The organism is Flagellimonas okinawensis (genome assembly GCF_029194005.1).
Lineage (GTDB): Bacteria > Bacteroidota > Bacteroidia > Flavobacteriales > Flavobacteriaceae > Flagellimonas > Flagellimonas okinawensis.
Map to the genome: position 1 here is coordinate 256,343 of NZ_JARFVA010000004.1, position 23,258 is coordinate 279,600.

Consider the following 23,258-nt stretch of genomic DNA (forward strand, 5'->3'; position numbering starts at 1 on the left):
ATGGAAAATAACAGTCTGATCATCATGGTAGGTGGTGCATCGTCACGAATGAAGAGAAGTTTGAAGGAGCGGGACGAACAGGTTATGCGCAACATACCGCACAAAAGTTTGATTCCGGTCGGAAAGCAGGGGAGGCCGTTTTTGTATTATTTGGTCCTTAATGCCGTGGAGGCTGGATACAACAAGTTGTTCCTGATCACAAGTCCGGATAACGGTGCCTTCCAACAATTGATCGATCAAGATGTCCTTCCAGCCGGATTGGAAGTGTTTTTGGCCGTGCAATCGGTGCCCAAGGGAAGAACAAAGCCATTGGGAACTGCCGATGCGCTCCAACAATGCCTAGATCAGTACCCTGTATTGAAGCGGACCACCTTCACGGTCTGCAACGGTGACAATCTTTATTCTGTCGGGGCCTTAATGGATTTAAGGAAAGAAAGAAAGGCTCCCCATGCGTTGATCAGTTATGGTAGTTCAGGTTTTGAATATTCTGAGGAACGCATCTCCAAGTTCGCCGTAATGGATATTTCCTCGGATGGTTTTTTGAAAGAAATTATAGAGAAACCCAATGTGGAGGATGTTCCCAAATACAAAGATGCGTTGGGTGAGTTGCGGGTGAGCATGAACATCTTTAGCTTTTCCGGAGAGGAAATCTATCCCTATTTAAAAAATTGTCCTCTTGATCCGCAGCGGGATGAAAAGGAATTGCCCAAAGCCGTAGCCAATTTAGTGGCTGAAGAATCACAAAGTGTTCTTTGTATGCCCCGTTCCGAGCATATTCCAGATCTAACCGATGCAAATGATATTCAGTTATTTAAAAATTTAGAGTAACTTATAGGCATATAATCCCATTCTTGCATCGAGCAAAAGTTTAATTTTTCTTGATATGGAATCGTATGCAACGGCATTGTTATATGCTACACCTTTTTTTATCGGCCTTGTGTTGATCGAGATTCTTTATGGCCGATTTGTGAAAGACCAAAAACACAATCTCATGGATACCGTGAGCAGTCTTAGCTCCGGTCTTACCAATGTGGTGAAGGATTCTTTGGGGCTGGTGCTTATTTTGGTGAGTTACCCTTTTTTGTTGGAACATTTGGCCCTGGTGGAGATCAAAGCAACCTGGCTGGTATGGGTCGTGGCCTTTATCGCCTTGGATTTTGCAGGTTATTGGAACCATAGGCTGAGCCATCACATCAATTTTTTTTGGAACCAGCATGTCATCCATCATAGCAGTGAGGAATTTAATCTGGCCTGTGCACTACGTCAGCCCATATCCAATTTGCTGGGTTATTATGCACTTTTATTGGTTCCCGCGGCATTGTTGGGTGTGCCCAACCAGGTAATAGCCATATTGGCACCCATACACCTATTTGCGCAATTTTGGTACCATACGCAGCATATCGGAAAAATGGGTTTTTTGGAGTATGTGATCGTTACACCATCACAGCACCGGGTACACCATGCCATAAACCGGGAGTATATAGATAAAAATCTCGGGCAGATTTTTTGCGTTTGGGACAGGATGTTCGGAACCTTCCAGGAGGAGCTGGATTCGGTGCCACCGCAATATGGGGTATTGAAACCCGCAAATACATGGAACCCCATCATTATTAATTTTCAACATTTATGGAGATTGGTGCAGGATGCTTGGCGGACCAAAAGTTATTGGGACAAGATCAGAATATGGTTCATGCCCACTGGTTGGCGTCCAAAGGACGTACAGGAAAAATACCCCATTGCCATAATACAGAACGTATATAATTTCAGGAAATACCGTCCAGAGGCTTCGCAATCCCTAAAGGGTTATGCTCTGTTCCAACTTATCGTTACCACTTTCTTGATGCTGTTCATGTTTTATAGTTATTCCGATATTGGTTTTGATGGCCTTCTGTTGTTCGGGGCTTTTATTTTTGTTGGCATCTATGGGTATACAACATTGATGGATCGAAAGAACTATGCAGTTTGGATAGAAGTGGTCCGGGGAGTGGGTGGCCTGGTCCTGATCTATCTGAGCGGAGATTGGTTCGGTATGGATTCGTTCCTGTATATGGGCAGTTATCTGGTGGCCGTCTATTTTTTGATTACCATTTTTGGTGGAATCTACTTTACATATTTCGAGAAGTCCTTTGCAACACAAGATTTGGTCTCCTAAAGCGTTTTTAGCTCTTTCTCCACTAATTCCACATAATTTTCCATGGCTTCCTCAACACTGATTCTTTTTGCCTGAAAAAGTGCATTGGCTTTGAATGCATTAATGAGCGGTGTCCTGCTGCCCGGATTTTCAAAGTTTTTGTTGGCGATCTTAAAATAGGCGTACAACTTCAGCAATAGGTCCGCCGGTAGGGGGTCCGTGTAGTCATTTACAAATTTAACGGCCTCATTGAACCTTTTATGTAGTTCCTCGTTAATCATCCAACGGTCTTAAGGAAGCGATACATGTACGGGCTCCCACTACTTTTTGATTTAGCTTTACGGTAATATTGCAATCGAGCGGTAACAAGAGGTCCACTCGTGAACCGAACTTTATGAAACCGGCATCTTCGCCCTGTGCCACTTGTTCGCCCTCCTCGGCATAATTCACTATCCTTCGAGCCATGGCGCCAGCAATTTGCCTGTATCCGATTTCCCCAAATTTGGGTGTATGAAGAATTATCGTTGTCCGTTCGTTTTCCGTACTGGATTTGGGATGCCATGCCACCAGGTATTTACCGGGATGATATTTGGAATAGGTCACCGTCCCGCTTGCCGGGTAACGGGTAACATGTACATTGGTGGGAGACATAAAAATGGAAACCTGTTTTCTCTTGTCCTTAAAGTATTCGGGCTCCTCGACTTCTTCGATCACCACTACCTTGCCGTCTACAGGAGCCAATATATCGTCAAAATTCGGGGTGACAAGCCTTTTCGGGTTCCTGAAAAACTGCAGGATGGCAATTAGGATTGCCAGTGCAGCGATCTGGACGGAAAGGCGCACCCATTCCAGATCAATAAGGTATTGAGCGGCCAATACAGCGGCGACCACACTAAAAAAGGTGACTATAATAATCTTTTGACCCTCTTTATGAAACATAGGAGAAAATATTTAAAATCAAATATGCAAAAGGTGCAGCAAAGACCAAACTGTCCAATCGGTCCCAAATTCCACCGTGTCCGGGCAGTATAGCTCCGCTATCCTTTACGCCGGCCATTCGCTTGAACTTGGATTCCAAAAGATCGCCCAAACTACCTGCGACCACTATTAAACATGCCATTGCCATCCACTCCGTTACCGAAAGCCGTGTTTCGTACCACGATAAAAAGTAAGCGGCTACCAATGCAAAAATAAGACCTCCAACAGAACCTTCAATGGTTTTTTTTGGTGAAACTGAAGGAAAAAGCTTAGTACGCCCCAAAGTTCTGCCCGTTAAGTAAGCAAAAGTGTCGTTGACCCAAATCAAAATAAAGATTCCCATGATCAAAAATTGGGCAAAGCTGTCATGCTTATAAGGGATCATGGTCAAAAAAATGCATCCGCCACCAATGTAAAATAGTCCTATAAGGAACTTTTGAAGGTTGGTGAAATTTCTGGGTTTTTTGGAAAAGAGGAACATCAACAGGGCCAGGTCCACAGTTATGGTGCAGAGCATGAGCAGGTTGATAATGGTACTATCGTTGGTGAGATAGATGAATATCCACCAAAGAGCCAAATAGGCGACAAAGATATGGTAGCCCTTTAGCCTTAGGATACGTTTAAATTCATATAGACAGCCAAGGCCAAAGGCCATGAACAAAAAGTCGAAGGCATCTGAACTCAGAAATACCGCACCCAATAGAAGTACCACATAAATCACCCCTGTAATGGAGCGTCTTAAAATTTCTCTCATGTATTTAGAAATCTTCTAGGAGTAAAAGATATACATTTTTTGAGGCACTTCCGTAAGAAAGAAAGTCATCTTTGTTTTCTGCGGTAGGTTGGAAATGCTTTAAGGTGGTAATGTTGTTGGGAATGTTTTTTTGATATCGCTCTTTTATGATCTTGAGCGCTTCACTTATGGAATCCACTAATTGGCTGGTGGTTGCGAAAACGACCAGATTGGAAGGAAGCTCGTCCAACTTTTTTTCTTTGATCTGATTGGAACATACCAAAATAGATCCATTGTGTGCCACCAGATGCTCACAGGTGGTGAAGAAAATGTTGCTTTCACTTCTCTTGTCGGTGAACTGTAGTTTTTCAGATGCAAACTTTGTTTCCAGACGTGGGTCCAATGAATAGAAAAGGTGGTTTTGCCAATCGTTTTCCGAAATAATGTTCTTTAAGGCCTCGGAAACTTCTGCAAAGTCTTCGCAGTAAATGAACTTTCCACCATTCTTTTTAAAGTAGATGGTAAATTTTTCATCTACGGGAATTTTTAGATCGGGCATATGGTCACCGCGGGTTTCCGTGGTTTCTTTGGAAACCTTTTTTCCTCCTCCGAAAAGTTTTTTAAAAACTCCCATTTATGGTTTTGTGTTCTTTCGCTTTCTAATGAACCAATATACTTCTTTTGATTAGACTTTGCTAAACGATTTTATTCTGCTGGCTCGAGTTTCTCCTCTTCTTTCTCAAAAGGTCTTTGACCAAAAATCTTCTCAAGATCGTCCTTGAAGATCACCTCTTTGTCCAAAAGTCTTTCAGCTAGTTCAGTCAGCTTGTCCTTGTTGTCTTCCAGCAGTTTAATGGCACGTTGGTATTGTTCTTCGATCATTTTGGATATTTCCTGATCGATTTTTTGTGCCGTTTCCTCACTGTAGGGCTTGGTGAATCCATACTCGTTCTGACCGGATGAATCATAATAGGTAATGTTACCAAGTTCATCGTTAAGTCCGTAGATGGTAACCATGGCACGGGCCTGTTTGGTTACTTTTTCCAAATCGCTCAATGCACCTGTGGAAATTTTTCCGAACATTACTTTTTCTGCGGCCCTTCCACCCATAGTTGCACACATTTCGTCCAACATTTGTTCAGGGCGAACGATCAAACGTTCCTCCGGCAAGTACCAAGCTGCTCCCAAGGATTGTCCACGAGGTACAATGGTAACTTTTACCAAAGGCGCGGCATGCTCCAACATCCAACTTACAGTAGCGTGTCCCGCTTCGTGGAAGGCTATGGTTTTCTTTTCATCCGGAGTGATGATTTTATTTTTCTTCTCAAGACCACCAACAATTCTATCTACGGCATCCAAGAAATCCTGCTTGGTTACCGCCTTTTTCTCTTTACGGGCGGCAATAAGTGCTGCTTCATTACAAACATTGGCAATATCCGCACCGGAGAAACCTGGTGTTTGCTTGGCCAAAAAGTCCAAGTCAAGGGTTTCAGCTGTTTTTATGGGACGAAGGTGTACTTCGAATATTTCTTTTCTTTCGTTCAGGTCGGGAAGGTCAACATAAATTTGACGGTCAAAACGTCCAGCACGCATCAATGCTTTGTCCAGTACATCGGCACGGTTGGTCGCTGCCAACACAATTACGTTGGTGTTGGTTCCGAAACCATCCATTTCGGTCAATAACTGGTTCAATGTATTTTCACGCTCATCATTGGAACCTGTAAAGTTATTCTTGCCCCTTGCACGTCCAATGGCGTCGATTTCATCAATAAATATGATAGCTGGGGATTTGTCCTTCGCTTGTTTGAACAAATCACGTACCCTGGAGGCCCCCACACCTACGAACATCTCAACGAAGTCAGAACCGGATAGCGAGAAGAATGGCACTTTTGCTTCTCCTGCCACGGCCTTCGCCAACAGGGTCTTACCGGTTCCTGGAGGTCCTACCAACAGCGCTCCTTTGGGTATCTTACCACCAAGTGAAGTGTACTTGTCGGGGTTTTTTAGGAATTCCACGATTTCCTGAACCTCTTCTTTGGCTCCTTCGAGTCCTGCTACATCCTTAAAAGATGTACGGGTATCCGTTTTTTCGTCAAAAAGTTTTGCCTTGGATTTTCCAATGTTGAAAATCTGGCCACCGGCTCCACCTCCGGCCCCTCCCGACATTCTGCGCATCAAGTATATCCATATACCGATAATCAATGCAAAAGGCAGTAAGGTCAGGAATATTTCACCGAGCACGTTGGATTCGGTATCGAATTCCACTATGGTGTCGAGATTGTTCTCTTTTTTGATTTCCGTTATTTCATTTTGGAAAATCTGCAGGTCGCCATAGTCCAATACATATTGTGGTACCAAGCTAGTGGACGGGAACAAGGGTTTTTCGGCCACACCCTTGTGGACGTCCTTGTTCATGGCCTCCTCGGTAAGATATACCTTGGCTTGGCGCGTATTGGTTATGATGACGATCTTGGAGATATCGCCATTGCGCAAAAATTCCTGTAATTCGGATGTTGTGGTCTTTTCCGTACTTGAAAAACTGCTTCCGCCAAAAAACTGAAAGCCGATGATCAATGCGATTACCACACCATATATCCACCACGAACTTAAACGTGGCTTTTTTGGAGCATTATTTGGATTGTTTTCTTTTGCCATTTTTTCTTAAGAATTGTAACTGCTTTCCACCATAGTAACCTTGGCATCTCCCCAAAGTCCCTCAATGTCATAGAATTCCCTAATATGTTTTTGAAATACATGAACTACAACATTGACATAATCCATCAGTACCCATTCGGCATTTTCAGAGCCCTCGACATGCCATGGCTTGTCTTGTATGGCTTTGCTTACCTTTTTTTGGATAGAGGAAACAATAGCGTTTACATGTGTGTTGGAAGTACCGTTGCAGATGATAAAGTAGTCGCAAACTGTATTTTCGATTTCCCTAAGGTCCAGTAGATTTATATCAACTCCTTTAACGTCTTCTATTCCTTCCAGGATTAAGGCAATCAATTCATCTGCGCTAGCTTTCTTTTTCTGCATTCAAAAAGTTTAGTTTTTACAAAGTTATGTTTTTTTTGTTTTCTTAGCCCTAGTTTTTAACAAATCGTAAAGGCTTGTCATATTGGGAAAACAATTTCAGATACTCAAACTTGATGCCACGGATTCAACAAATCTGTTTTTGAAAGAATTGTTGCGTTCGGGAAATCCCTCGGATTATACCGTAGTGGTCACCGGGAATCAGACCAAAGGCCGGGGACAAATGGGCACTGTTTGGCAATCGGATGCTGGCAAAAACCTTACGTTCAGTGTCTTGAGGCGTTTTGAGGCCTTGAGTGTGTCCCATCAGTTTGCACTTAATATCGCGGTCTCCTTGGCGGTTCATGAGGTGTTGGAGGGACTCTCCGTTCCCGATGTCAGCATTAAATGGCCCAACGACATAATGTCAGGTTCCAAGAAAGTCTGTGGAATTTTGATCGAAAATGTCCTGAAGGGACCTTGGGTGGGTCAGACCGTTATAGGTATTGGGCTCAATGTGAACCAAACCGATTTTATCGGGCTAGAAAAAGTTTCTTCCTTGAAATTGGTCACCGGTGCCCAATATGATCTGGATGAATTGCTGCAAAACCTCTTGCAGCGGTTACGGTTCCATTTAGAGGGGATAGAGGCCAAAACGGTTTCCCAATTATTGCCCGTTTACGAAAAACTCCTTTTTAGAAAGGACAAGCCTTCCACCTTTACCGATGTCCATGGGGAGATGTTCATGGGGTATATCAGAAAGATATCGCCCATTGGCAAACTGGTCATTGAATTGGAGGATCACATCTTAAAGGAGTTCGACCTAAAAGAGGTCAGCCTGCTCTATTGACCTATTTTGTCCATGTTATTGGACAACGTTCCTATAAAGTTGGTGATAGGTGCCTTGATCATCATGGCCATCATGGCATTGAACTGCCCCTCGAAACTCAATCCTACCTCGCTTTCATTTTCACCCAACGACTTGATGTCCGCGGTTAGGGTAAAAGGAAGTTTGTCGCTGGCGGCGCCTAGAACCACCTTATCATGGGGATTCTGTTCTTTTAATCTGAGCACTATTTCCGGCATGCCCTTCAATGCAAACTTGAACGTATTCTCGTCCAATACTTCGAATTTGTCAATATTGTCTGGCATCAAGGTTTCAAAATTTTTGATGTCGGTCAAGAATTCAAATACCTCTTTGTTGCTTTTGGCAACCGTTTTTTTTGATGATTCTATGTGCATGGTGAAATTTTAGTTCCATTCTTGTGGATTCGATCTCCACTCCAATAGGGTCTGTAATTGGTTTTCTTTGATGTAATTGGTTTCCGATGCCTGTTCGATTAGATTTTCATAATCGGACAGCGTGTGGAGTTCCACGCCTTCTTTTGCAAAATTCTCGGTGGAAACTGGAAAGCCGTAGGTAAAGATTGCGATCATGCCCTTGATGTCGGCATTTTGCTCCTTTAATGCCTGAACCGCATTAAGGCTGCTATTGCCCGTACTGATCAAGTCTTCGATCACCACGACACTTTGTCCCGGTTCAAAATATCCCTCGATCTGGTTTTGCCTGCCGTGCTCTTTTGGTTTGGGCCTTACGTAAACAAAGGGGAGTCCCAATGCCTCAGCGACCAAGATGCCAATTCCTATGGCCCCGGTGGCCACCCCGGCGATAACATCTGGCTTGCCGTAAAGGTTCTCGACCTGTTTCGCGATCTCCTCTCGGACAAAATTCCTGACCATGGGGTAGGAGAGCATTATCCTATTGTCACAATAAATAGGGGATTTCCAACCTGAGGCCCATGTAAAAGGATTTTCAGGTTCCAACTTAATTGCATTAATTTGTAATAACAGCTCAGCTGTTTTTTTTGCGATTTGCTTATCTAAAACCATTGCGCAAATGTATGAAGTTTTTGTTAATGAGGCTCCACTGATTTTAACAAACGAGCGCCCCCAGGATTCCAATGGTAATTTGTTTTCTTTGGATGGTGATTCCATTGTTGAGGCCATCAGGCTTTTGTCCAAAAAGAAATTGAAAAAGGCCTACTTGTACCATCCGGATGAGCAGAAGATCCTGAAATTATTCATGCACAAGATACCGGTAGTGATAGCAGGTGGCGGTTTTGTGATCAATAGAAAGGGTAAGGTCCTTTTTATTTATAGAAATGGAAAATGGGATCTACCCAAGGGAAAAGTGGACAAAGGTGAGTCCATCGAAAATGCCGCTGTTAGGGAAGTAGAGGAGGAGACCGGTGTAAAAAACCTCAAGATCGACCGTTTTTTGCATACGACCTACCATATATTCAAAAGGAACGGTGAATACAGGTTGAAACAGACGCACTGGTTCATTATGTCCACAGATTATGACGGCAAATTGGTGGCCGAAAAATCCGAAGGAATCAAAAAAGTTAAGTGGAAAGGTGCACGAAAGACCAAGAAAGCTTTAAAGAATTCTTACCACAACATTAAGATTCTGTTCGAAGATTGGCCCTTTAATTAGGCAACAATCCCGAGGCTTCACTGTTTTTGGCAACCCTGTATATCGGATAGGTCAGATAGGCTTCTTCAAAATGCTCTGAACGTTCAAAAATCCAATCCAATTGGGCGTACCAGTTGTTGGAAAAATTGAGCTCCGCTGCCTTTTTTGCTTCGAACTCCTGTAGGAGCAATGAATCATTTCTTAGCATTTCCAGTGCAACGTCCTCAAAAACATATGGGGAGAACCCTTCTTTACGTTGGAGTACGGTATCGAAGAAGTTCCAGTTAAAAAAAGAATCGGTCCCTTGCGGTTCCATGGTTTCCATTAAGTACCTGATTCCTGGCTGGCGAGTCGGAACCAAAAGATCACCTTCACTAAAGGAAACCTCCCTCTTACTTTTGGAGACCTTGGTATTGGAATGCAGATAGTGCCCTTCATAAGGTGCTCTCCTGGTGTCGTAATCCAAAATTCGATAGACTTCCACTGTCAGGGCAGTGTCCTTTGTAATGGGTGTATATTGAATCTTGTTCGCATCCAATCGTTCTATGACCCTTTTCCAACTTTTCTTGACAATATAGGCTGCAGGAACAGCTACAGTGTCGGCCGGATAAAAATAGTCTTGGTAAACGGTTTCTTTGGTGAACGGCTTGTCCCGGTTGTACTTCAACCTGGGAAGACCCGTGATTTCACTGGTCAGTTGTTCGGCTTCGTAACCCTTAAAAAGCAAGGTGGAGCTTTGGGTGCTGTCCACTTGCCAATTGAAGTGGTACTCGGCAAGGTCGAGGTTGTTCTCCAAGGTCTCTTTACGGAGCGATTTTATGTTATCGTGCTCACCTTCCACAAGCTCAATAAGGCTTTGCATAAGATGATAGGTCCCTTCCACACGTTGCTCGTATGGTTTTAACATATGGGTTTCGACCATGAGGCCCAATGTGCTCCATAGTGTAGTGTACCCAGTGGAATATCGGGGGTGGTCCATAAATTGACTGAATCCCATTTCCGGTGGAACATTGAATACATTTACATAAGGGGTAATATCCCATTCTTTTTGTGCCAGGGAAGTTTCCAGGCTGGGCATGAATGTTTCGTGTAGATACGCGCCCATTTTACCGCCCATTTTGTTGTGCTGGGTAAAAAGATGGGTCAGTGTATACTGGTAATCGGCACCATTGCTCACATGGTTGTCGATAAAGACATCGGGTTTCACCAGATGGAAAATCTGCGCAAATGTCCTGGCATTTTCGGTATCCATTTTTATAAAGTCCCGATTAAGGTCGTAATTGCGTGCATTGCCCCTAAAGCCATATTCCAACGGACCGTTCTGATTGGCCCTGGTAGTGGAGTTTCTATTTAGCGAACCCCCGACATTATAGATGGGAATGGTGACAAGTACGGTGTTTTTTGGCATTTCCAGTTTTTCGGTGGCCAAGTCCCTGTAGAGCATCATGGTGGCATCTATACCATCGCTTTCCCCTGGATGGATACCATTGTTGATGAGTATAATGGATTTTTCCTTACGGATATTTTCATAGTTGAAGTCGCCATCTGGATTAAAAGTGACGATGTGCAAAGGATTACCACTGTCCGTTTTCCCTATCGTATGGATATTGATTTCGGGAAAGTCCTTGGCAAGGGCAATGTAATAATCAATGGTCTGCTTATAGGTAGCGGTCTCCTTTCCCTCCGATAGTTCATAATGGGTCGGGTAAGAGGGTTTTTCATCCTGGGTCTCTGACTCGCAGGAGATGAAAATAATGAAAGCGATAATTGGGTAAATGTGCTTCAAAATACTTTGGGAACTTTGGTTCATACAAAATGTACATCTGTTTGTATGTGCCAAAAATACAGATTATTATAATTTATGAAGCTACATTGATGCAACCAAGATCGGCCGAATCGATTTTGAAAATGGGTTTGTTCTTGAAGTTGAGCGTATAAGGGCACCTATCTTTAAAACCGTTCCATTTTTCGTAATCCAAAGGATCTATGGATGAAGTGATCATGTTGATCACGATATGTTCGTTGATATCGAGGGCGATGATTTCTTCAAGAAAGTCCCATCCGTCCATTATCGGCATATTGATGTCCAAAAAAATCACTTCCGGAATAGGTCTTCCTTGTTCATGTCTTAGCTTGACGGCTTCATAGGCTTCCTGCCCATTCTGGAAAATTTGGATATCGTCACAATTGGCAACGGATTTCAACATTTTTTTTATACCAAAAACCGTAATTGGATCATCGTCCACAATAAAAATACAACTAACTGTCTTCATTAAAATACACATTAAATGTAGTGCCTTTGTCAACTTCACTCTGCACCGTTATACTTCCGCCCATGGCTTCTATCTGGTTCCTTACCAGGTAAAGACCGAAACCTTTGGCATCTTTTCTATTATGGAATGTCTTGTACATTCCGAATATCTTGTCACCGTATTTATTTAAATCTATGCCCATACCATTGTCCGAAATGCTCAGAAGTATTCCTTCACTTGATTTTATGGCATCGATGATTATAAGAGGTGATCTGTTCTTACTTTTGTATTTGACCGCATTGGAGACCAGATTGAGAATTATGCTGTCCAGATAAGCGGGAACACAACTCACTACTATATCTTCCGAAACATTGTTGATGATTTTGGAATCGTTCTTTTCCAAAACTGCAGAAAAGTTTTGCAGGACCTTGACAATGTTCTTTTTGAGGTTCAATTTTTTCTTGGTCGCGGAAGTGTTGGAATTTATATCCACAACTTGGTTCAAATTCCCGAGGGTTTCAAGTAAATTGTCCGAAGCCTGCGATAGCATGTCTATTATGCGTTGTCTTTCTTTGGGGTCATTTTCTGAGTTAAGGAAGCCTAAAAGCATGGAGAAATTTGCTGAATGCGATCGCAAATTGTGGGACACAATGTGTGCAAAACTCACTAATTTTTGGTTTTGCATGGAGGTAATGTCTATCAGGTTATGAAGCTCTTCTTCCTTCTTTTTCATGGAAGTAATGTCCAAGCTCATGCCGATCAGTCCACAAACCTTGCCCTCTAAATCAAAATGCGGGATTTTTGATGTTAGAAAATATGTTGTCTTGCCGTTAAGGGTGCTTGTGGTCTCTTTGCCGATTATAGGAGTGAGATGCTTCATGACCTCGATGTCCTCTTGTCTGGAGACTTTGGCTATTTCTTCATCATACAGGTCAAAGTCATTTTTGCCAATAAGCTCGCCCACCGTTTTGCCGAAATAGTTGCATTCACCTTTATTGACCAACATTTTTCTTGATTCAAGGTCTTTAACGTATACGTTCAATGGGAGGCTGTCTATCAACGTGGATAATAATTGTTGGTGCTCCTTAACCCTGGTTTCGGCCATTTCCTGTTCATGGATGTCCTTAATGGTTCCGAATACCTTGGTGACCTTGCCATTTTTAACAATAGGCTTGCCCGTGACGTGTACCCACCTTTCCTGACCTTGGAAAGTGACCAACATGAGTTTGGTGTCATAGGACTCTTGGTTTTCCTTGACGCGGTGGAACAACATCCCGACTTTGTTTTGGGAATAACCGGTTTTGTAAAAGTTGATGGCTTCGCTTGTAGTGGGGGTATAGTTTTCGGGTACCTGATGTATTCGCTTGGTTTCGTTACACCATGTTAGTGTTTCTGTTTCCACGTCAAATTCCCACCATCCCGTTTTGGATACCTCGACCTTGGTCTCCAGTACATTTTCGAGCCATTTGATTTTTTTATCCTTCTCCACCTCCATGGTAATATCATCGGTTTGTACAATGGTCCCGACCACATTTTCCTCCTTGTCGAACCAAGGGGAGAAATAGCTTTTTAAATAACGGGTGCCATTTGCTGCCGCTCTTTTGTGCTGGATGGTAAAAGGTTTATTTTCTTTAAGTTTTTTATTGAGCTCGGAATTTTCCGGAAACAAGTTATAAACTTTGGTTTTGAGGTCTCCATTTTGTGGAGGGAGATTGAAGAGTTCGAGCCATGAGCACGAAGCATCGAGCAGCCTACCTTCTTTACAAAGAAGTGCCGTTGCCTTGGGCAACTGTTTTAGTAAATAAAATTGGTCAATGCTCTCTGCTGCTTTCAAAACTGGGGGATGTTTAAAAACCTTTTCCTACTCAGGAATTTACAGCCAAAGTAAAATTATTCATTGTTCAAGCGTAGTTAATGTTGTGAAAACACTTATTAATGTGGTATTTACACGAATTGACTAGGTGTGTCAATGTAAGAATCGAAAGAAATTACGTACAGTGCGCTATGTCGGTCAGCGTCAGATTTTTACTTGGCGACCACGGTTTCTGGCACCAAACCGGTATAATCCCCACCGTTTCGGATCACATCACGCACAATCGATGAACTGATGAACGATTTGCCAGAGGATGTCAATAGGAACACTGTTTCAATTTCGGAAAGCTTTCTATTGGTATGTGCAATGGCTTTTTCAAATTCAAAATCGGCAGGGTTCCGCAATCCGCGCAATATAAAATTGGCATCGATCTTTTTGCAGAAGTCCACGGTCATTCCCTTATAGGTGGTCACTTTTATTTTTGGCTCGTCCTTAAAAGCCTCTTCAATAAATTTCACCCGATCTTCTAGGGAGAACATATATTTTTTGTCGGCATTGATTCCGATGGCGATGACCAGTTCGTCAAAAAGTGTGACTCCCCTTTTGATTATATCATAATGTCCTAAAGTAAGTGGGTCGAACGAACCCGGGAACAATGCGCGTCTCATGTTGTGGAATAAAGTTTTTTAAAAATACGGTTTCTATCGCAAAGCTTCAACAATGGCACTGTCAAATAGCTCTTCCAAAGATATTCCAGCGGTTTTGGCCTGTTGGGGCAAAAGGCTTTCCTCCGTCAAACCGGGTGTGGTGTTTATTTCGAGCAGATGGGGTTCGTCACCGATAAAAATAAATTCACTACGTGTATAGCCTTTCAATCCTAGTGCCTTATAAATGAACTCAGCCAATTGTTTAACATTGGTCTCTTGTTTTTCGGAAATTCTTGCAGGGGTGATTTCCTTCGATTTCCCCATATACTTGGCCTCAAAATCAAAGAAATCATTTTCCGAAATAATCTCTGTCGCGGGTAGTACAGTTACTTCACTTTTGTAAGTGATGACCCCTACGGAAACCTCCGTTCCGTCCAAAAAGGATTCTATGATTATCTGGGTGTCCTCCTTGAACGCATCTTCCACTGCCTTTCCCAGTTCTTTTTTGTCGTAGACCTTGGACACGCCATAACTGCTGCCCGCCCTATTGGCCTTTACAAAACATGGGAGCCCAACCTTTTCTACGATGGCCTCCTCGTTTATGGTCTGACCCTTGTTTAAAAAATAAGATGTGGCACATGGCACACCATAAGGTTTGAGGGTGCTCAATAGATCCCGTTTATTGAACGTGAGTGCAGCTTCGTAATGGTTGCAGGAAGTCTGGGGTATACCCAGAAGTTCAAAATATGCTTGCATTAGGCCATCTTCACCAGGGGTGCCATGAATGGCATTGAAAACACAGTCAAACTGTATTTTTTTACCATCGACACCTATGCTGAAATCTGATTTTTCCATGGGGTGTTCCCTGTTGGACCCGTCCAAATAATACCACTTGTCCCTTGTGATGACGATACGGTAGGCATTGTATTTGTCCCTGTCCAGGTATTTGTGAACCACATTACCGCTTTTTATGGAAATATTGTGCTCACTGGAATAGCCGCCCATGATGATGGCAATGTTCTTTTTCATTGACTTAATTAATATCGCGAAGCCAAATTAAAGAAAAAAGGACTGGCTTTCCTATATTTGTTCCGTTAAGGTGAACTACATGAAAAATTTTTTCAACTTTTTAAAGAGCAAGACCTTTCTCATCCAACTCGGATTGGCGGCAGTCGCCATATTGGTTTTGGTGTTCGTGGCACTGCAATGGCTCAAGGGCACTACAAACCATGGTGAGTTTGTGGAGGTGCCGGACTTTTCAAAAATGTCGGTGATGGAGATGCGCAAGGCCGTTGAGGAAGCCGGGCTCAGATATCAGGTTTTGGATTCCTCGGAATACAATCCGGACTACCCAAGATTTTCCATTTTGGATCAGAATCCACCTGCTGGAAACAAGGTAAAGTCCAATCGTAAAATTTATTTTACCGTTAACCCTTCCGGATACAAAAAAGTAAGTGTGCCCGATATTGTACAGGTGACCCAACGTAACGCCTCTTCTATGTTAAGGGCCGTTGGCCTGGATGTGGAGCGCGTAACCTATATCGATGAGCTTGGTAAGGACATGGTCTACCGAATGAAGTACAAGGGTAAGTACATAAAACCTGGCGACCGTTTGCCCAAAACCTCCAAAGTGGAATTGATTTGCGGGAACGGGACCATTCCGGGTAGTGCAAGGGTGCAGGCTGATTCCAACTAAATATGGATACTTCCGAAAATTTGGACGAACTTTCGCAGGACGACCTTTATGAACATCACGGTTTTGTGGCGTCCAAAGGACAAGAGCCCTTGCGGGTGGACAAATTCTTGATGAACTTTATCGAGAACGCCACCAGGAACAAAATTCAACAAGCAGCCAAAAAAGGCCATATATGGGTGAATGGCTCCATCGTAAAACAAAACTATAAGGTAAAGGCCGGTGATGAGGTAAAGGTGATGTTCGAGCATCCTCCTTATGAGTTTTTGTTGACCCCCGAGGACATTCCTTTGGATATTGTTTATGAAGACGATGTGCTCCTGGTAGTGAACAAACCGGCAGGTATGGTAGTGCACCCCGGGCATGGCAATTATTCTGGAACATTGATCAACGCGCTGGTCTATCATTTTGAAAATCTTCCCAATAATAGTTCTGACAGGCCAGGACTTGTACACAGAATCGATAAGGATACATCCGGCTTATTGGTCATTGCCAAAACCGAATCGGCAATGACTCATCTGGCCCAACAGTTTTTTGAGAAGAGCAGTGAGCGTGAATATGTTGCTCTGGTCTGGGGCAATGTGGAAGAGGATGAAGGAACCATAGAAGGACATATTGCCCGCAATCCCAAAAACCGATTGCAGATGATGGTGTTCCCGGATGGGAGCGATGGAAAGGAAGCTGTTACCCATTACAACGTGATCGAACGTTTGGGATATGTTACCTTGGTTTCCTGCAAACTGGAAACCGGAAGGACCCATCAGATTAGAGTGCACATGAAATACATTGGGCATACCTTGTTCAACGACGAACGTTATGGTGGCGATAAAATATTAAAGGGCACCACCTTTACCAAGTACAAACAGTTTGTTGAAAACACTTTTAAAGTATTGCCAAGACAGGCCCTCCATGCCAAAACCCTTGGGTTTGAGCATCCAGTGACCGGGGAATTTATGCGATTTGACTCTGAATTGCCAGAGGATATGGTCAATGGAATAGAGAAATGGCGTGGGTATGCCAAGCACCACGAATCATAGGTTTCTTCAATTACGAGATTGAAAACACCATTGGGATATGCTTCCAAAAAAGTAAAAAGCTCGTTATTTTTACCAAAAACAGTAGAAGATGAAAATTGTGATATCACCGGCAAAGTCCCTAGACTACGATACAGCTTTGCCTACATCAACATATACCCAGCCCCAATTTTTGGAACAAGCTGAAAAGCTCAATACCGTATTGAAAAAGAAAAAGCCCAAAGCATTGGCCGATCTAATGTCCATTTCGGATAAACTGGCCGACCTGAACTGGGAACGAAATCAAAAGTTTGAGCTACCCTTTACTGCCGATAATGCAAGACCTGCCATTTATGCCTTCAGTGGGGATGTATACCAGGGCTTGGACGCCTACACCATTCCGGAGGACAAGTTGGACCGATTACAGGACACCCTCAGAATTTTGTCCGGTCTTTACGGTGTACTCCGACCATTGGATTTGATGCAGCCCTATAGATTGGAAATGGGCACACAATTAAAAGTGGGCAGAAAAAAGAACCTGTACGAGTTTTGGAAAGGGGAAATCACCGAATCCTTGAACAAGGAACTCCAGGAGGACGAGCTGTTCGTGAATCTGGCAAGCAACGAATACTTTAGTGCCGTAGACGTCAAAAACTTGAAAGTTCCCGTTATCTCGCCGGTATTCAAGGATTGGAAAAACGACAAGTTGAAAATCATCAGTTTCTACGCCAAAAAAGCTCGGGGTTCCATGGTACGGTATATTCTCGATTCAGGTGCCGAAACTTTGGAAGACATCAAAAACTTCAACTACGACGGGTACTTGTACAGTGAAGAACATACCGTGAAGGCAAATGAACCCGTGTTCATTCGATAAAAAACTTTGGTAAAATCCGAAGTAATCTTTAAGTTATAGTCGACAAGGCATGTTGTTACGATTAAAGGACGCATGCCTTAAATTGTGATACGCTTAAATTTGGACCCGAGGTTACGGTTTATTCACGAACTTTGGGTGTTTGTCTTTATTTTAACACTAACATAAAAAATATACATGCAACAGCAGACCAAACGGTTAGAGGAATTTAAAAAATCGGTAACCAATAAGTTCAATATCTATAATAGTCTATTCCTAAGTTTACCATACAAGAATGTGGAAAACGTGGGGATATTGATTCCACTTTTATTGGATCAATGCGAGAAAGGACTCAAAGCAGGTAAAGAACCCCAAGAGATCTTGGAAGTGTTCTTCTCAAATTTTGTCGATATCCAGGATGAGCGCGAACGATTGGACTTTATGTTCAGGATTGTCCAATATGTGGAGCGCCAAGTGGTGCTCTATGACAGTGTGGAGGATTCCGCTTTTCCAAAATTACAGGAATACAGTAGTTCACTGACCATCAAGGATTATTTTGAATTGGTGAACCGTACCAAAAACTGGGACAAGGTATCCAAAAAACTATCCACCTTCAGTGCACGTATAGTTTTAACGGCCCACCCAACACAGTTTTATACCCCTGCAGTTCTGGATATCATTGCCGAACTACGTTCGTTGATAGACGAGGACAGAATTCATGATATCGATGTCACCCTCCAACAATTGGGTCTTACCTCTTTGATCAATGCCAAAAAGCCAACACCATTGGACGAGGCCAAAAACATTATTTATATTCTTCGAAACACTTATTACGATGCAGTTGGCGAGCTGTACCAATATGTGAAGAGCAATATACGTGACGACAAGTTCGAGAACTATAACCTGATGAAGCTCGGGTTTTGGCCGGGTGGTGACCGTGATGGAAACCCATTTGTAACCGCCGATATTACAAAACAAGTGGCCGATGAACTGAGGTTGACCTTGATGAAGTGTTACTATAACGAGTTAAAAGACCTTAGGAAGAAATTGACCTTTAAGAGCATGCAGGGCGAGATCAATGAATTGAGTTCCAAATTGTACAAGGCCATGTTCGACCCCAATGCGCCAATCTCCTATGAGACGATCATTGGCCATTTGAGTGCAGTAAGGGCACAATTGGTGGATCATTACCATGAGCTCTATTTGGATGAGTTGGACCAATTTATCGATAAGGTCCATATCTTCAAAACCCATTTTGCCACTTTGGATATCCGTCAGGACCACAGCAAGCACTTTATGGTCGTCGAATCCGTGTTAAAAAAGCAGGGCATCATTAAGGAAAACCTTGATGAGCTCAAGGATAAGGAATTGGTGAAATTATTATTGGAAGACAATTTTAAGCTCGACCCAAAGGATTTTGAAGACGATATTGTAAAGGATACCATTGTCAATATCCAAAATTTGAAGACCATTCAAGAAACTAATGGAGAGGATGGATGTAACCGATATATCATCAGTAACTCAGAAGATGTTTTTGCCGTACTGTTCGTATTCGGTCTATTTAGATGGTGCGGATGGGACGAGAAAGAAATCACTTTCGATATAGTTCCATTGTTCGAGACCATGAAAGGTATGGAGGCTTCCGAAGAAGTGATGCAAACCTTGTTCGATATTCCGAAGTATAGACAACATTTGGAGCGCAGAAGGGATATACATACCATAATGTTGGGCTTTTCCGATGGTACAAAAGATGGCGGTTACCTGAAGGCCAACTGGTCCATCCTAAAAACCAAGGAGACGCTAAGCAAAGTCTGTAAGAAAAATGGAATCGCCGCTATTTTCTTTGATGGTAGGGGAGGACCGCCAGCACGAGGAGGAGGTAAGACACATAGGTTCTATGCCGCCCAGACCAAGGATGTGGCCAATCACGAAATACAATTGACCATTCAAGGACAGACCATTACCAGTACCTATGGAACAAAGGAGCAATTTATGCACAATTCCGAGCAATTGCTCACTGCCGGACTGAGCAATAACCTCTTTGGAAAGGAACTCACTATATCGGCCGCACAACGAAAGTTGATAGAAGAACTTTCCGAGTCGAGTTTTGACAAATATGATGCCCTAAAACAGCATGAAAAATTTATTCCTTATTTGGAGAATAGAAGTACATTGAAGTATTATACCAAGGCCAATATTGGAAGTAGACCAGGGAAACGTGGCAATAAAAAACAGCTGACCCTATCCGATTTGCGTGCCATTTCCTTCGTAGGTTCATGGAGCCAGTTAAAACAGAACGTGCCTGGTTATTTTGGCCTTGGAACGGCACTGCAAAAACTAAAGGATGAAGGAAGGCTCGGTGAGGTGAAAAAACTGTACAAAGAAGTCCCATTTTTTAAGGCTTTAATGTTGAATAGTATGATGTCCTTGGCAAAATCCAATTTCGATTTAACAAGCTACATGAAGGATGATCCCGAGTTCGGTGATTTCTGGAACATTCTGCACGAAGAATTCCAGCTGTCCAAAAAGATGCTCTTGCAGATTTCCGGTCTCAAAATCTTGATGGAGGACGAGGCTGTTTCAAGGGAGTCCGTGAAGATCAGGGAAAAAATAGTATTGCCTTTGTTGGTCATACAGCAAAATGCATTGTACCATATCACACAAAATTCGGAATACAAGGAACTTTACGAGAAAATCGTGACACGTTCCCTATATGGAAATATCAACGCCAGTAGAAACTCCGCCTAGATAGATAAGGATTGGGTTCGACACTTTTTAAACATACACACCCGTATGCCCCCTTTTTGTTAAAGGAGGCCACTAAGTTGATCGTAGGTACACTTCCTCCTCCCCGGTTTACCACTGGGGAGCTTAAACCACAAGATGTGGATTTTTGCTATGGAAGCAGCAATGGTCAGTTATGGCCCATTTTGGATAGGATATTCAATCTGGGACTTTCCTATGAAACCAGCGAGGAGGCCATTCAAGAACGGAAGAGGTTCTTGATGGAACATAAAATTGGAGTGTGCGATATCGTGGAGAGCGCGGAACGTGAAAAAATCGATGCCTCTGATCTGGGGATGCAAAATGTGGTCCTACGTGATTTAGTGGGCTACTTGAGAGAATATCCCAATATCCAAACCCTTTTGTTTACCGGAGGGAACAGTAAGAATGGTCCCGAATACTTCTTTCGTCGACAGCTTAAGGAGCATGGTCTTAGGTTAAGGGTGATTTCCGATCAGGTGCCCCGAATCCATCATTTGGAACTTCCCATGAATCCATCCAATTCCCCAATACCAAAGTCCAGAATTGTAAAAACAGTCTCTTTAATCGCACCCTCCGGTGCAGCCAATAGGGCGGTTGGGAGTCTCCAAGCTTATAAAGATCTAAAGGGCAAGAACCCTGAATTCAATACGTTGGATTTTAGAGTTCTGCAATACAGCAAGTTTTTTACTTCAGATTCGCTATAACACAATTGGATAACAAGCCAGTGATTACTGATTAGCCAACTTTTAGGCAATTGGACGATTTAATTGATTGCCGATTTATTAATACAGTTACTTTTTCCGAAAATTTTAAGATTGACCATTAACAACATTGTATTGTTCGACGGTGTTTGCAATTTGTGCAGTGGATTTGTGCAATTTGTGATCAAAAGGGAGAAGAACAGTAATATTTCATTTGCCTCATTACAGTCTGAAGAAGGGCGACGACTATTAAAAGAATATGGCGTTGATTCCTCTTCCGTGGATTCCATTGTATTTATCAAAAATGAAAAGGCCTATATTAAAAGTAAGGCGTTCTTTGAGATTATCCAGAATTTAAAAGCACCGTGGCCCCTATTGAGAATATTTTCATTTCTACCTCTTAGATTCAACAATGCTGTTTATGACCTAATTGCAAAAAATCGATATAAGATGATGGGCAAGAAGGAAAGTTGTTGGTTGCCATCGAAAAGCATGTCTAATAGATTCATAGATACTATAGGATGAAAATTTTATCAAGGAAGAATTATATTTTCTTCATAGCTGCCATTTTTTTACTGCCGAACCTTTTTGTTATGGCTTTGGGTATTGAGAGTTTTCCTTACACACAAGCACCGATGTTCGGACATTACATAGACTCGAACACCAAATTATATCTTCTAAAATTTGAAGGGCATACTGCCGATGGTAGTGTTGACCTCGTAGATTATTATGGTAAATCGGAGTTAAGATTTATTAGGCATTTTTTTAGTAAGGTGTACGGCTCTTCCGATTACTTTACACCATTTTCTGGTCGGGTATTGGAAGATGAGGAGAGATTTCACGAAAGGTTGACATTGTTTTTTGATAGCTACCAGAAATTTCTTTGGGAGGAGTATCAACTTAAATTCGATAGTATCGAGGTTAAAATTGCCCAAGTGGATAGTGAAAGAAACATTGTTCGTGATTATAGACCATTCGGAACCTATAATTGCGCAAGTAAGGAATATAAAGTAATAATGGATTAGTATTATGATCAAGTCAATTTTAAATCAAATACTCAAGTTTTTAAGTAACCCTTTATTTACACTAAGAATTTTTTTAACCTTATTGATTGGTAAAAATGCTTTAGAGCGGTTAAATTTTTTGATCGGTGTTAAGAATAACGAGACCTATGAACTTTCATTGACCTGGATCAATAGTATGATTCCAAAGGAGATGTTGGTAAATCAAAGTAATTTTGAATTCTATTATTACCTGATCATAGTATGCACAATTACTGCAGTTGTTGGAATATTTGGGAGGTTGAGCATATTTTTATTGGCATTCACCGCTATTATGATGAACGGTATGGTGGAAGGAATTGGGATTTTTGACCATAACCTTTCTTTACCTAGTCAAATCTATTTTATCCTAGCGTTTTTGCCAGGCACATTGTCCTACTCGATTGATAAGTGGGTGATGGGCAAAATATGGAAGAAGAAAGATTTTGTTAGGGCCGATAATAAAATTATTAAAATGAGTACAAATGTTATTCTACTTGTAGTGGCATTTACTTATTTTACAGCGGGCGTTTCCAAATTAAGATATGGAGGGATTGAATGGTTGGATGGTTCGACTCTTAGCTTCTATATTCAGGATAAAATGATGGATTATGAGGAAGGAAAAAAGCAAATATTAATGGGTAGGAGCGTTGACGAAAATGATTTTGTTTGGAAAGGCCCCTATGGACTTTATTCTCATACATATGGGAATTACCGAACCTCGCCAACAAATAGAGCTTTTAATTCTTGGTTAGGCTCTAACAAGTTTTTGATGTCTACGATTTCTATCCTAACTGTTTTGTTGGAATTAGCTGGTTTTATTGTGTTTGTAAATCCAAGATTAAGAAATATTTTTCTTGTATCCGTAATTATAATGCATAGTGTCATTGGTTATACCATGGGGCTAAGCTTTTCATATTATAGGGTAATCTGTGTTTTGCTAATGGATTGGAAAACAGTATATGCAGATCTTGCCTCTATATATCACATGCTTAAACAGCGAAAGACAAAGTTGATCTATAGGTTGCAGGGTCGTTAAAAAGCATATCCCAAACTTTCGTTATTTACAATTAGATTTATTTCACTTTTTTGGAATTTAATTGAATCATATTTTTTGTTTTTAGCAGCAACTAAAGCATTATTTAATCTT

At 42.1% G+C, this 23,258-nt stretch carries 25 protein-coding genes; 12 read left to right on the top strand and 13 right to left on the bottom strand.

Annotation, left to right across the window (positions count from 1 at the left end):
* Nucleotides 1-828 (top strand): sugar phosphate nucleotidyltransferase, encoded by an 828-nt coding sequence (locus tag PY091_RS13210; RefSeq protein WP_275650133.1) that lies wholly within the window; start codon nucleotides 1-3, stop codon nucleotides 826-828.
* Nucleotides 829-883: 55 nt separating this feature from the next.
* The gene (locus PY091_RS13215; protein ID WP_275650134.1) at nucleotides 884-2,152 is read left to right on the top strand and encodes a sterol desaturase family protein; all 1,269 of its coding nucleotides are present in this window, start codon (nucleotides 884-886) and stop codon (nucleotides 2,150-2,152) included.
* Here PY091_RS13215 and PY091_RS13220 read toward each other — a convergent pair.
* The 6 genes from PY091_RS13220 to rsfS all read right to left on the bottom strand — a co-directional run bounded on the left by PY091_RS13220 (nucleotide 2,149) and on the right by rsfS (nucleotide 6,881).
* Nucleotides 2,149-2,412: an acyl-CoA-binding protein gene (locus PY091_RS13220; RefSeq protein ID WP_275650135.1), complete on the bottom strand. Its 264-nt coding sequence runs from the start codon at nucleotides 2,410-2,412 to the stop codon at nucleotides 2,149-2,151. The genes PY091_RS13215 and PY091_RS13220 overlap by 4 nt on opposite strands.
* The gene (locus PY091_RS13225) at nucleotides 2,405-3,070 is read right to left on the bottom strand and encodes a phosphatidylserine decarboxylase family protein (protein ID WP_275650136.1); all 666 of its coding nucleotides are present in this window, start codon (nucleotides 3,068-3,070) and stop codon (nucleotides 2,405-2,407) included. The genes PY091_RS13220 and PY091_RS13225 overlap by 8 nt, the downstream gene beginning before the upstream one ends.
* Complete coding sequence (locus PY091_RS13230; protein ID WP_275650137.1) at nucleotides 3,060-3,863, bottom strand: phosphatidate cytidylyltransferase; 804 nt, start codon at nucleotides 3,861-3,863, stop codon at nucleotides 3,060-3,062. Before PY091_RS13230 ends, PY091_RS13225 begins: the two co-directional genes overlap by 11 nt.
* Nucleotides 3,864-3,867: 4 nt before the next feature.
* Entirely contained in the window at nucleotides 3,868-4,476 is a 609-nt protein-coding gene (locus tag PY091_RS13235; protein ID WP_275650138.1) for an LUD domain-containing protein, read from the bottom strand.
* A gap of 71 nt (nucleotides 4,477-4,547) precedes the next feature.
* Nucleotides 4,548-6,497 (bottom strand): ATP-dependent zinc metalloprotease FtsH, encoded by a 1,950-nt coding sequence (gene ftsH / locus PY091_RS13240; protein WP_275650139.1) that lies wholly within the window; start codon nucleotides 6,495-6,497, stop codon nucleotides 4,548-4,550.
* Between the two features lie 6 nt (nucleotides 6,498-6,503).
* Nucleotides 6,504-6,881, bottom strand: coding sequence for a ribosome silencing factor (rsfS, locus tag PY091_RS13245; RefSeq protein ID WP_275650140.1), 378 nt, complete (start codon nucleotides 6,879-6,881; stop codon nucleotides 6,504-6,506).
* 82 nt (nucleotides 6,882-6,963) lie between these two features.
* Here rsfS and PY091_RS13250 point away from each other — a divergent pair, with 82 nt between their 5' ends.
* Nucleotides 6,964-7,707, top strand: a complete 744-nt coding sequence (locus PY091_RS13250) for a biotin--[acetyl-CoA-carboxylase] ligase (protein WP_275650141.1) — start codon at nucleotides 6,964-6,966, stop codon at nucleotides 7,705-7,707.
* Here PY091_RS13250 and PY091_RS13255 read toward each other — a convergent pair.
* Both PY091_RS13255 and pyrE read right to left on the bottom strand, forming a co-directional pair.
* A complete protein-coding gene (locus PY091_RS13255) occupies nucleotides 7,701-8,099 on the bottom strand; it encodes an SRPBCC family protein (protein WP_275650142.1) in 399 nt (132 codons plus the stop codon). The genes PY091_RS13250 and PY091_RS13255 overlap by 7 nt on opposite strands.
* 9 nt (nucleotides 8,100-8,108) lie before the next feature.
* Nucleotides 8,109-8,747: an orotate phosphoribosyltransferase gene (pyrE, locus tag PY091_RS13260; RefSeq protein WP_275650143.1), complete on the bottom strand. Its 639-nt coding sequence runs from the start codon at nucleotides 8,745-8,747 to the stop codon at nucleotides 8,109-8,111.
* 7 nt (nucleotides 8,748-8,754) lie between these two features.
* On the opposite strand from pyrE, the gene PY091_RS13265 reads away from it, so the two are divergent.
* Entirely contained in the window at nucleotides 8,755-9,354 is a 600-nt protein-coding gene (locus PY091_RS13265; protein WP_275650144.1) for an NUDIX hydrolase, read from the top strand.
* Here PY091_RS13265 and PY091_RS13270 read toward each other — a convergent pair.
* The 5 genes from PY091_RS13270 to PY091_RS13290 all read right to left on the bottom strand — a co-directional run bounded on the left by PY091_RS13270 (nucleotide 9,347) and on the right by PY091_RS13290 (nucleotide 15,074).
* A complete protein-coding gene (locus tag PY091_RS13270; protein WP_275650145.1) occupies nucleotides 9,347-11,143 on the bottom strand; it encodes a M14 family metallopeptidase in 1,797 nt (598 codons plus the stop codon). The two genes, PY091_RS13265 and PY091_RS13270, sit on opposite strands and share 8 nt — an antisense overlap.
* A 49-nt stretch (nucleotides 11,144-11,192) precedes the next feature.
* Nucleotides 11,193-11,606 carry a response regulator gene (locus tag PY091_RS13275; RefSeq protein WP_275650146.1) on the bottom strand — a complete coding sequence of 138 codons (414 nt, stop codon included), beginning with the start codon at nucleotides 11,604-11,606 and terminating at the stop codon, nucleotides 11,193-11,195.
* The gene (locus PY091_RS13280; protein WP_275650147.1) at nucleotides 11,593-13,419 is read right to left on the bottom strand and encodes a PAS domain-containing sensor histidine kinase; all 1,827 of its coding nucleotides are present in this window, start codon (nucleotides 13,417-13,419) and stop codon (nucleotides 11,593-11,595) included. Before PY091_RS13280 ends, PY091_RS13275 begins: the two co-directional genes overlap by 14 nt.
* A gap of 191 nt (nucleotides 13,420-13,610) precedes the next feature.
* Nucleotides 13,611-14,066, bottom strand: coding sequence for a pantetheine-phosphate adenylyltransferase (gene coaD, locus PY091_RS13285; RefSeq protein WP_275650148.1), 456 nt, complete (start codon nucleotides 14,064-14,066; stop codon nucleotides 13,611-13,613).
* A gap of 33 nt (nucleotides 14,067-14,099) precedes the next feature.
* Nucleotides 14,100-15,074: a D-alanine--D-alanine ligase gene (locus tag PY091_RS13290; RefSeq protein WP_275650149.1), complete on the bottom strand. Its 975-nt coding sequence runs from the start codon at nucleotides 15,072-15,074 to the stop codon at nucleotides 14,100-14,102.
* A 79-nt stretch (nucleotides 15,075-15,153) separates the two neighbouring features.
* Here PY091_RS13290 and PY091_RS13295 point away from each other — a divergent pair, with 79 nt between their 5' ends.
* The 8 genes from PY091_RS13295 (at nucleotide 15,154) to PY091_RS13330 (ending at nucleotide 23,147) form a co-directional block, all read left to right on the top strand.
* Complete coding sequence (locus PY091_RS13295) at nucleotides 15,154-15,741, top strand: PASTA domain-containing protein (RefSeq protein WP_275650150.1); 588 nt, start codon at nucleotides 15,154-15,156, stop codon at nucleotides 15,739-15,741.
* Nucleotides 15,742-15,743: 2 nt separating this feature from the next.
* Nucleotides 15,744-16,775, top strand: a complete 1,032-nt coding sequence (locus tag PY091_RS13300) for an RluA family pseudouridine synthase (RefSeq protein WP_275650151.1) — start codon at nucleotides 15,744-15,746, stop codon at nucleotides 16,773-16,775.
* An 88-nt stretch (nucleotides 16,776-16,863) separates the two neighbouring features.
* Entirely contained in the window at nucleotides 16,864-17,625 is a 762-nt protein-coding gene (yaaA, locus tag PY091_RS13305; RefSeq protein WP_275650152.1) for a peroxide stress protein YaaA, read from the top strand.
* A 174-nt stretch (nucleotides 17,626-17,799) separates the two neighbouring features.
* On the top strand, nucleotides 17,800-20,349 hold the full coding sequence (locus PY091_RS13310; protein ID WP_275650153.1) for a phosphoenolpyruvate carboxylase: 2,550 nt from the start codon (nucleotides 17,800-17,802) through the stop codon (nucleotides 20,347-20,349).
* A gap of 11 nt (nucleotides 20,350-20,360) precedes the next feature.
* On the top strand, nucleotides 20,361-21,071 hold the full coding sequence (locus tag PY091_RS13315; protein ID WP_275650154.1) for a uracil-DNA glycosylase family protein: 711 nt from the start codon (nucleotides 20,361-20,363) through the stop codon (nucleotides 21,069-21,071).
* Between the two features lie 111 nt (nucleotides 21,072-21,182).
* Nucleotides 21,183-21,593, top strand: a complete 411-nt coding sequence (locus tag PY091_RS13320; RefSeq protein WP_275650155.1) for a thiol-disulfide oxidoreductase DCC family protein — start codon at nucleotides 21,183-21,185, stop codon at nucleotides 21,591-21,593.
* Nucleotides 21,590-22,093 carry a hypothetical protein gene (locus PY091_RS13325; RefSeq protein ID WP_275650156.1) on the top strand — a complete coding sequence of 168 codons (504 nt, stop codon included), beginning with the start codon at nucleotides 21,590-21,592 and terminating at the stop codon, nucleotides 22,091-22,093. The genes PY091_RS13320 and PY091_RS13325 overlap by 4 nt, the downstream gene beginning before the upstream one ends.
* 82 nt (nucleotides 22,094-22,175) lie before the next feature.
* Complete coding sequence (locus tag PY091_RS13330) at nucleotides 22,176-23,147, top strand: hypothetical protein (protein ID WP_275650157.1); 972 nt, start codon at nucleotides 22,176-22,178, stop codon at nucleotides 23,145-23,147.
* The last annotated feature ends 111 nt before the right edge of the window (nucleotides 23,148-23,258 follow it).

Bases quoted from the DNA above. Each gene is read 5' to 3' on its own strand.
- PY091_RS13210 (WP_275650133.1), top strand. From the start codon at position 1: ATGGAAAATAACAGTCTGATCATCATGGTAGGTGGTGCATCGTCACGA.
- PY091_RS13215 (WP_275650134.1), top strand. From the start codon at position 884: ATGGAATCGTATGCAACGGCATTGTTATATGCTACACCTTTTTTTATC.
- PY091_RS13220 (WP_275650135.1), bottom strand. From the start codon at position 2,412: ATGATTAACGAGGAACTACATAAAAGGTTCAATGAGGCCGTTAAATTT.
- PY091_RS13225 (WP_275650136.1), bottom strand. From the start codon at position 3,070: ATGTTTCATAAAGAGGGTCAAAAGATTATTATAGTCACCTTTTTTAGT.
- PY091_RS13230 (WP_275650137.1), bottom strand. From the start codon at position 3,863: ATGAGAGAAATTTTAAGACGCTCCATTACAGGGGTGATTTATGTGGTA.
- PY091_RS13235 (WP_275650138.1), bottom strand. From the start codon at position 4,476: ATGGGAGTTTTTAAAAAACTTTTCGGAGGAGGAAAAAAGGTTTCCAAA.
- ftsH (WP_275650139.1), bottom strand. From the start codon at position 6,497: ATGGCAAAAGAAAACAATCCAAATAATGCTCCAAAAAAGCCACGTTTA.
- rsfS (WP_275650140.1), bottom strand. From the start codon at position 6,881: ATGCAGAAAAAGAAAGCTAGCGCAGATGAATTGATTGCCTTAATCCTG.
- PY091_RS13255 (WP_275650142.1), bottom strand. From the start codon at position 8,099: ATGCACATAGAATCATCAAAAAAAACGGTTGCCAAAAGCAACAAAGAG.
- pyrE (WP_275650143.1), bottom strand. From the start codon at position 8,747: ATGGTTTTAGATAAGCAAATCGCAAAAAAAACAGCTGAGCTGTTATTA.
- PY091_RS13265 (WP_275650144.1), top strand. From the start codon at position 8,755: ATGTATGAAGTTTTTGTTAATGAGGCTCCACTGATTTTAACAAACGAG.
- PY091_RS13270 (WP_275650145.1), bottom strand. From the start codon at position 11,143: ATGAACCAAAGTTCCCAAAGTATTTTGAAGCACATTTACCCAATTATC.
- PY091_RS13275 (WP_275650146.1), bottom strand. From the start codon at position 11,606: ATGAAGACAGTTAGTTGTATTTTTATTGTGGACGATGATCCAATTACG.
- coaD (WP_275650148.1), bottom strand. From the start codon at position 14,066: ATGAGACGCGCATTGTTCCCGGGTTCGTTCGACCCACTTACTTTAGGA.
- PY091_RS13290 (WP_275650149.1), bottom strand. From the start codon at position 15,074: ATGAAAAAGAACATTGCCATCATCATGGGCGGCTATTCCAGTGAGCAC.
- PY091_RS13295 (WP_275650150.1), top strand. From the start codon at position 15,154: ATGAAAAATTTTTTCAACTTTTTAAAGAGCAAGACCTTTCTCATCCAA.
- PY091_RS13300 (WP_275650151.1), top strand. From the start codon at position 15,744: ATGGATACTTCCGAAAATTTGGACGAACTTTCGCAGGACGACCTTTAT.
- yaaA (WP_275650152.1), top strand. From the start codon at position 16,864: ATGAAAATTGTGATATCACCGGCAAAGTCCCTAGACTACGATACAGCT.
- PY091_RS13310 (WP_275650153.1), top strand. From the start codon at position 17,800: ATGCAACAGCAGACCAAACGGTTAGAGGAATTTAAAAAATCGGTAACC.
- PY091_RS13325 (WP_275650156.1), top strand. From the start codon at position 21,590: ATGAAAATTTTATCAAGGAAGAATTATATTTTCTTCATAGCTGCCATT.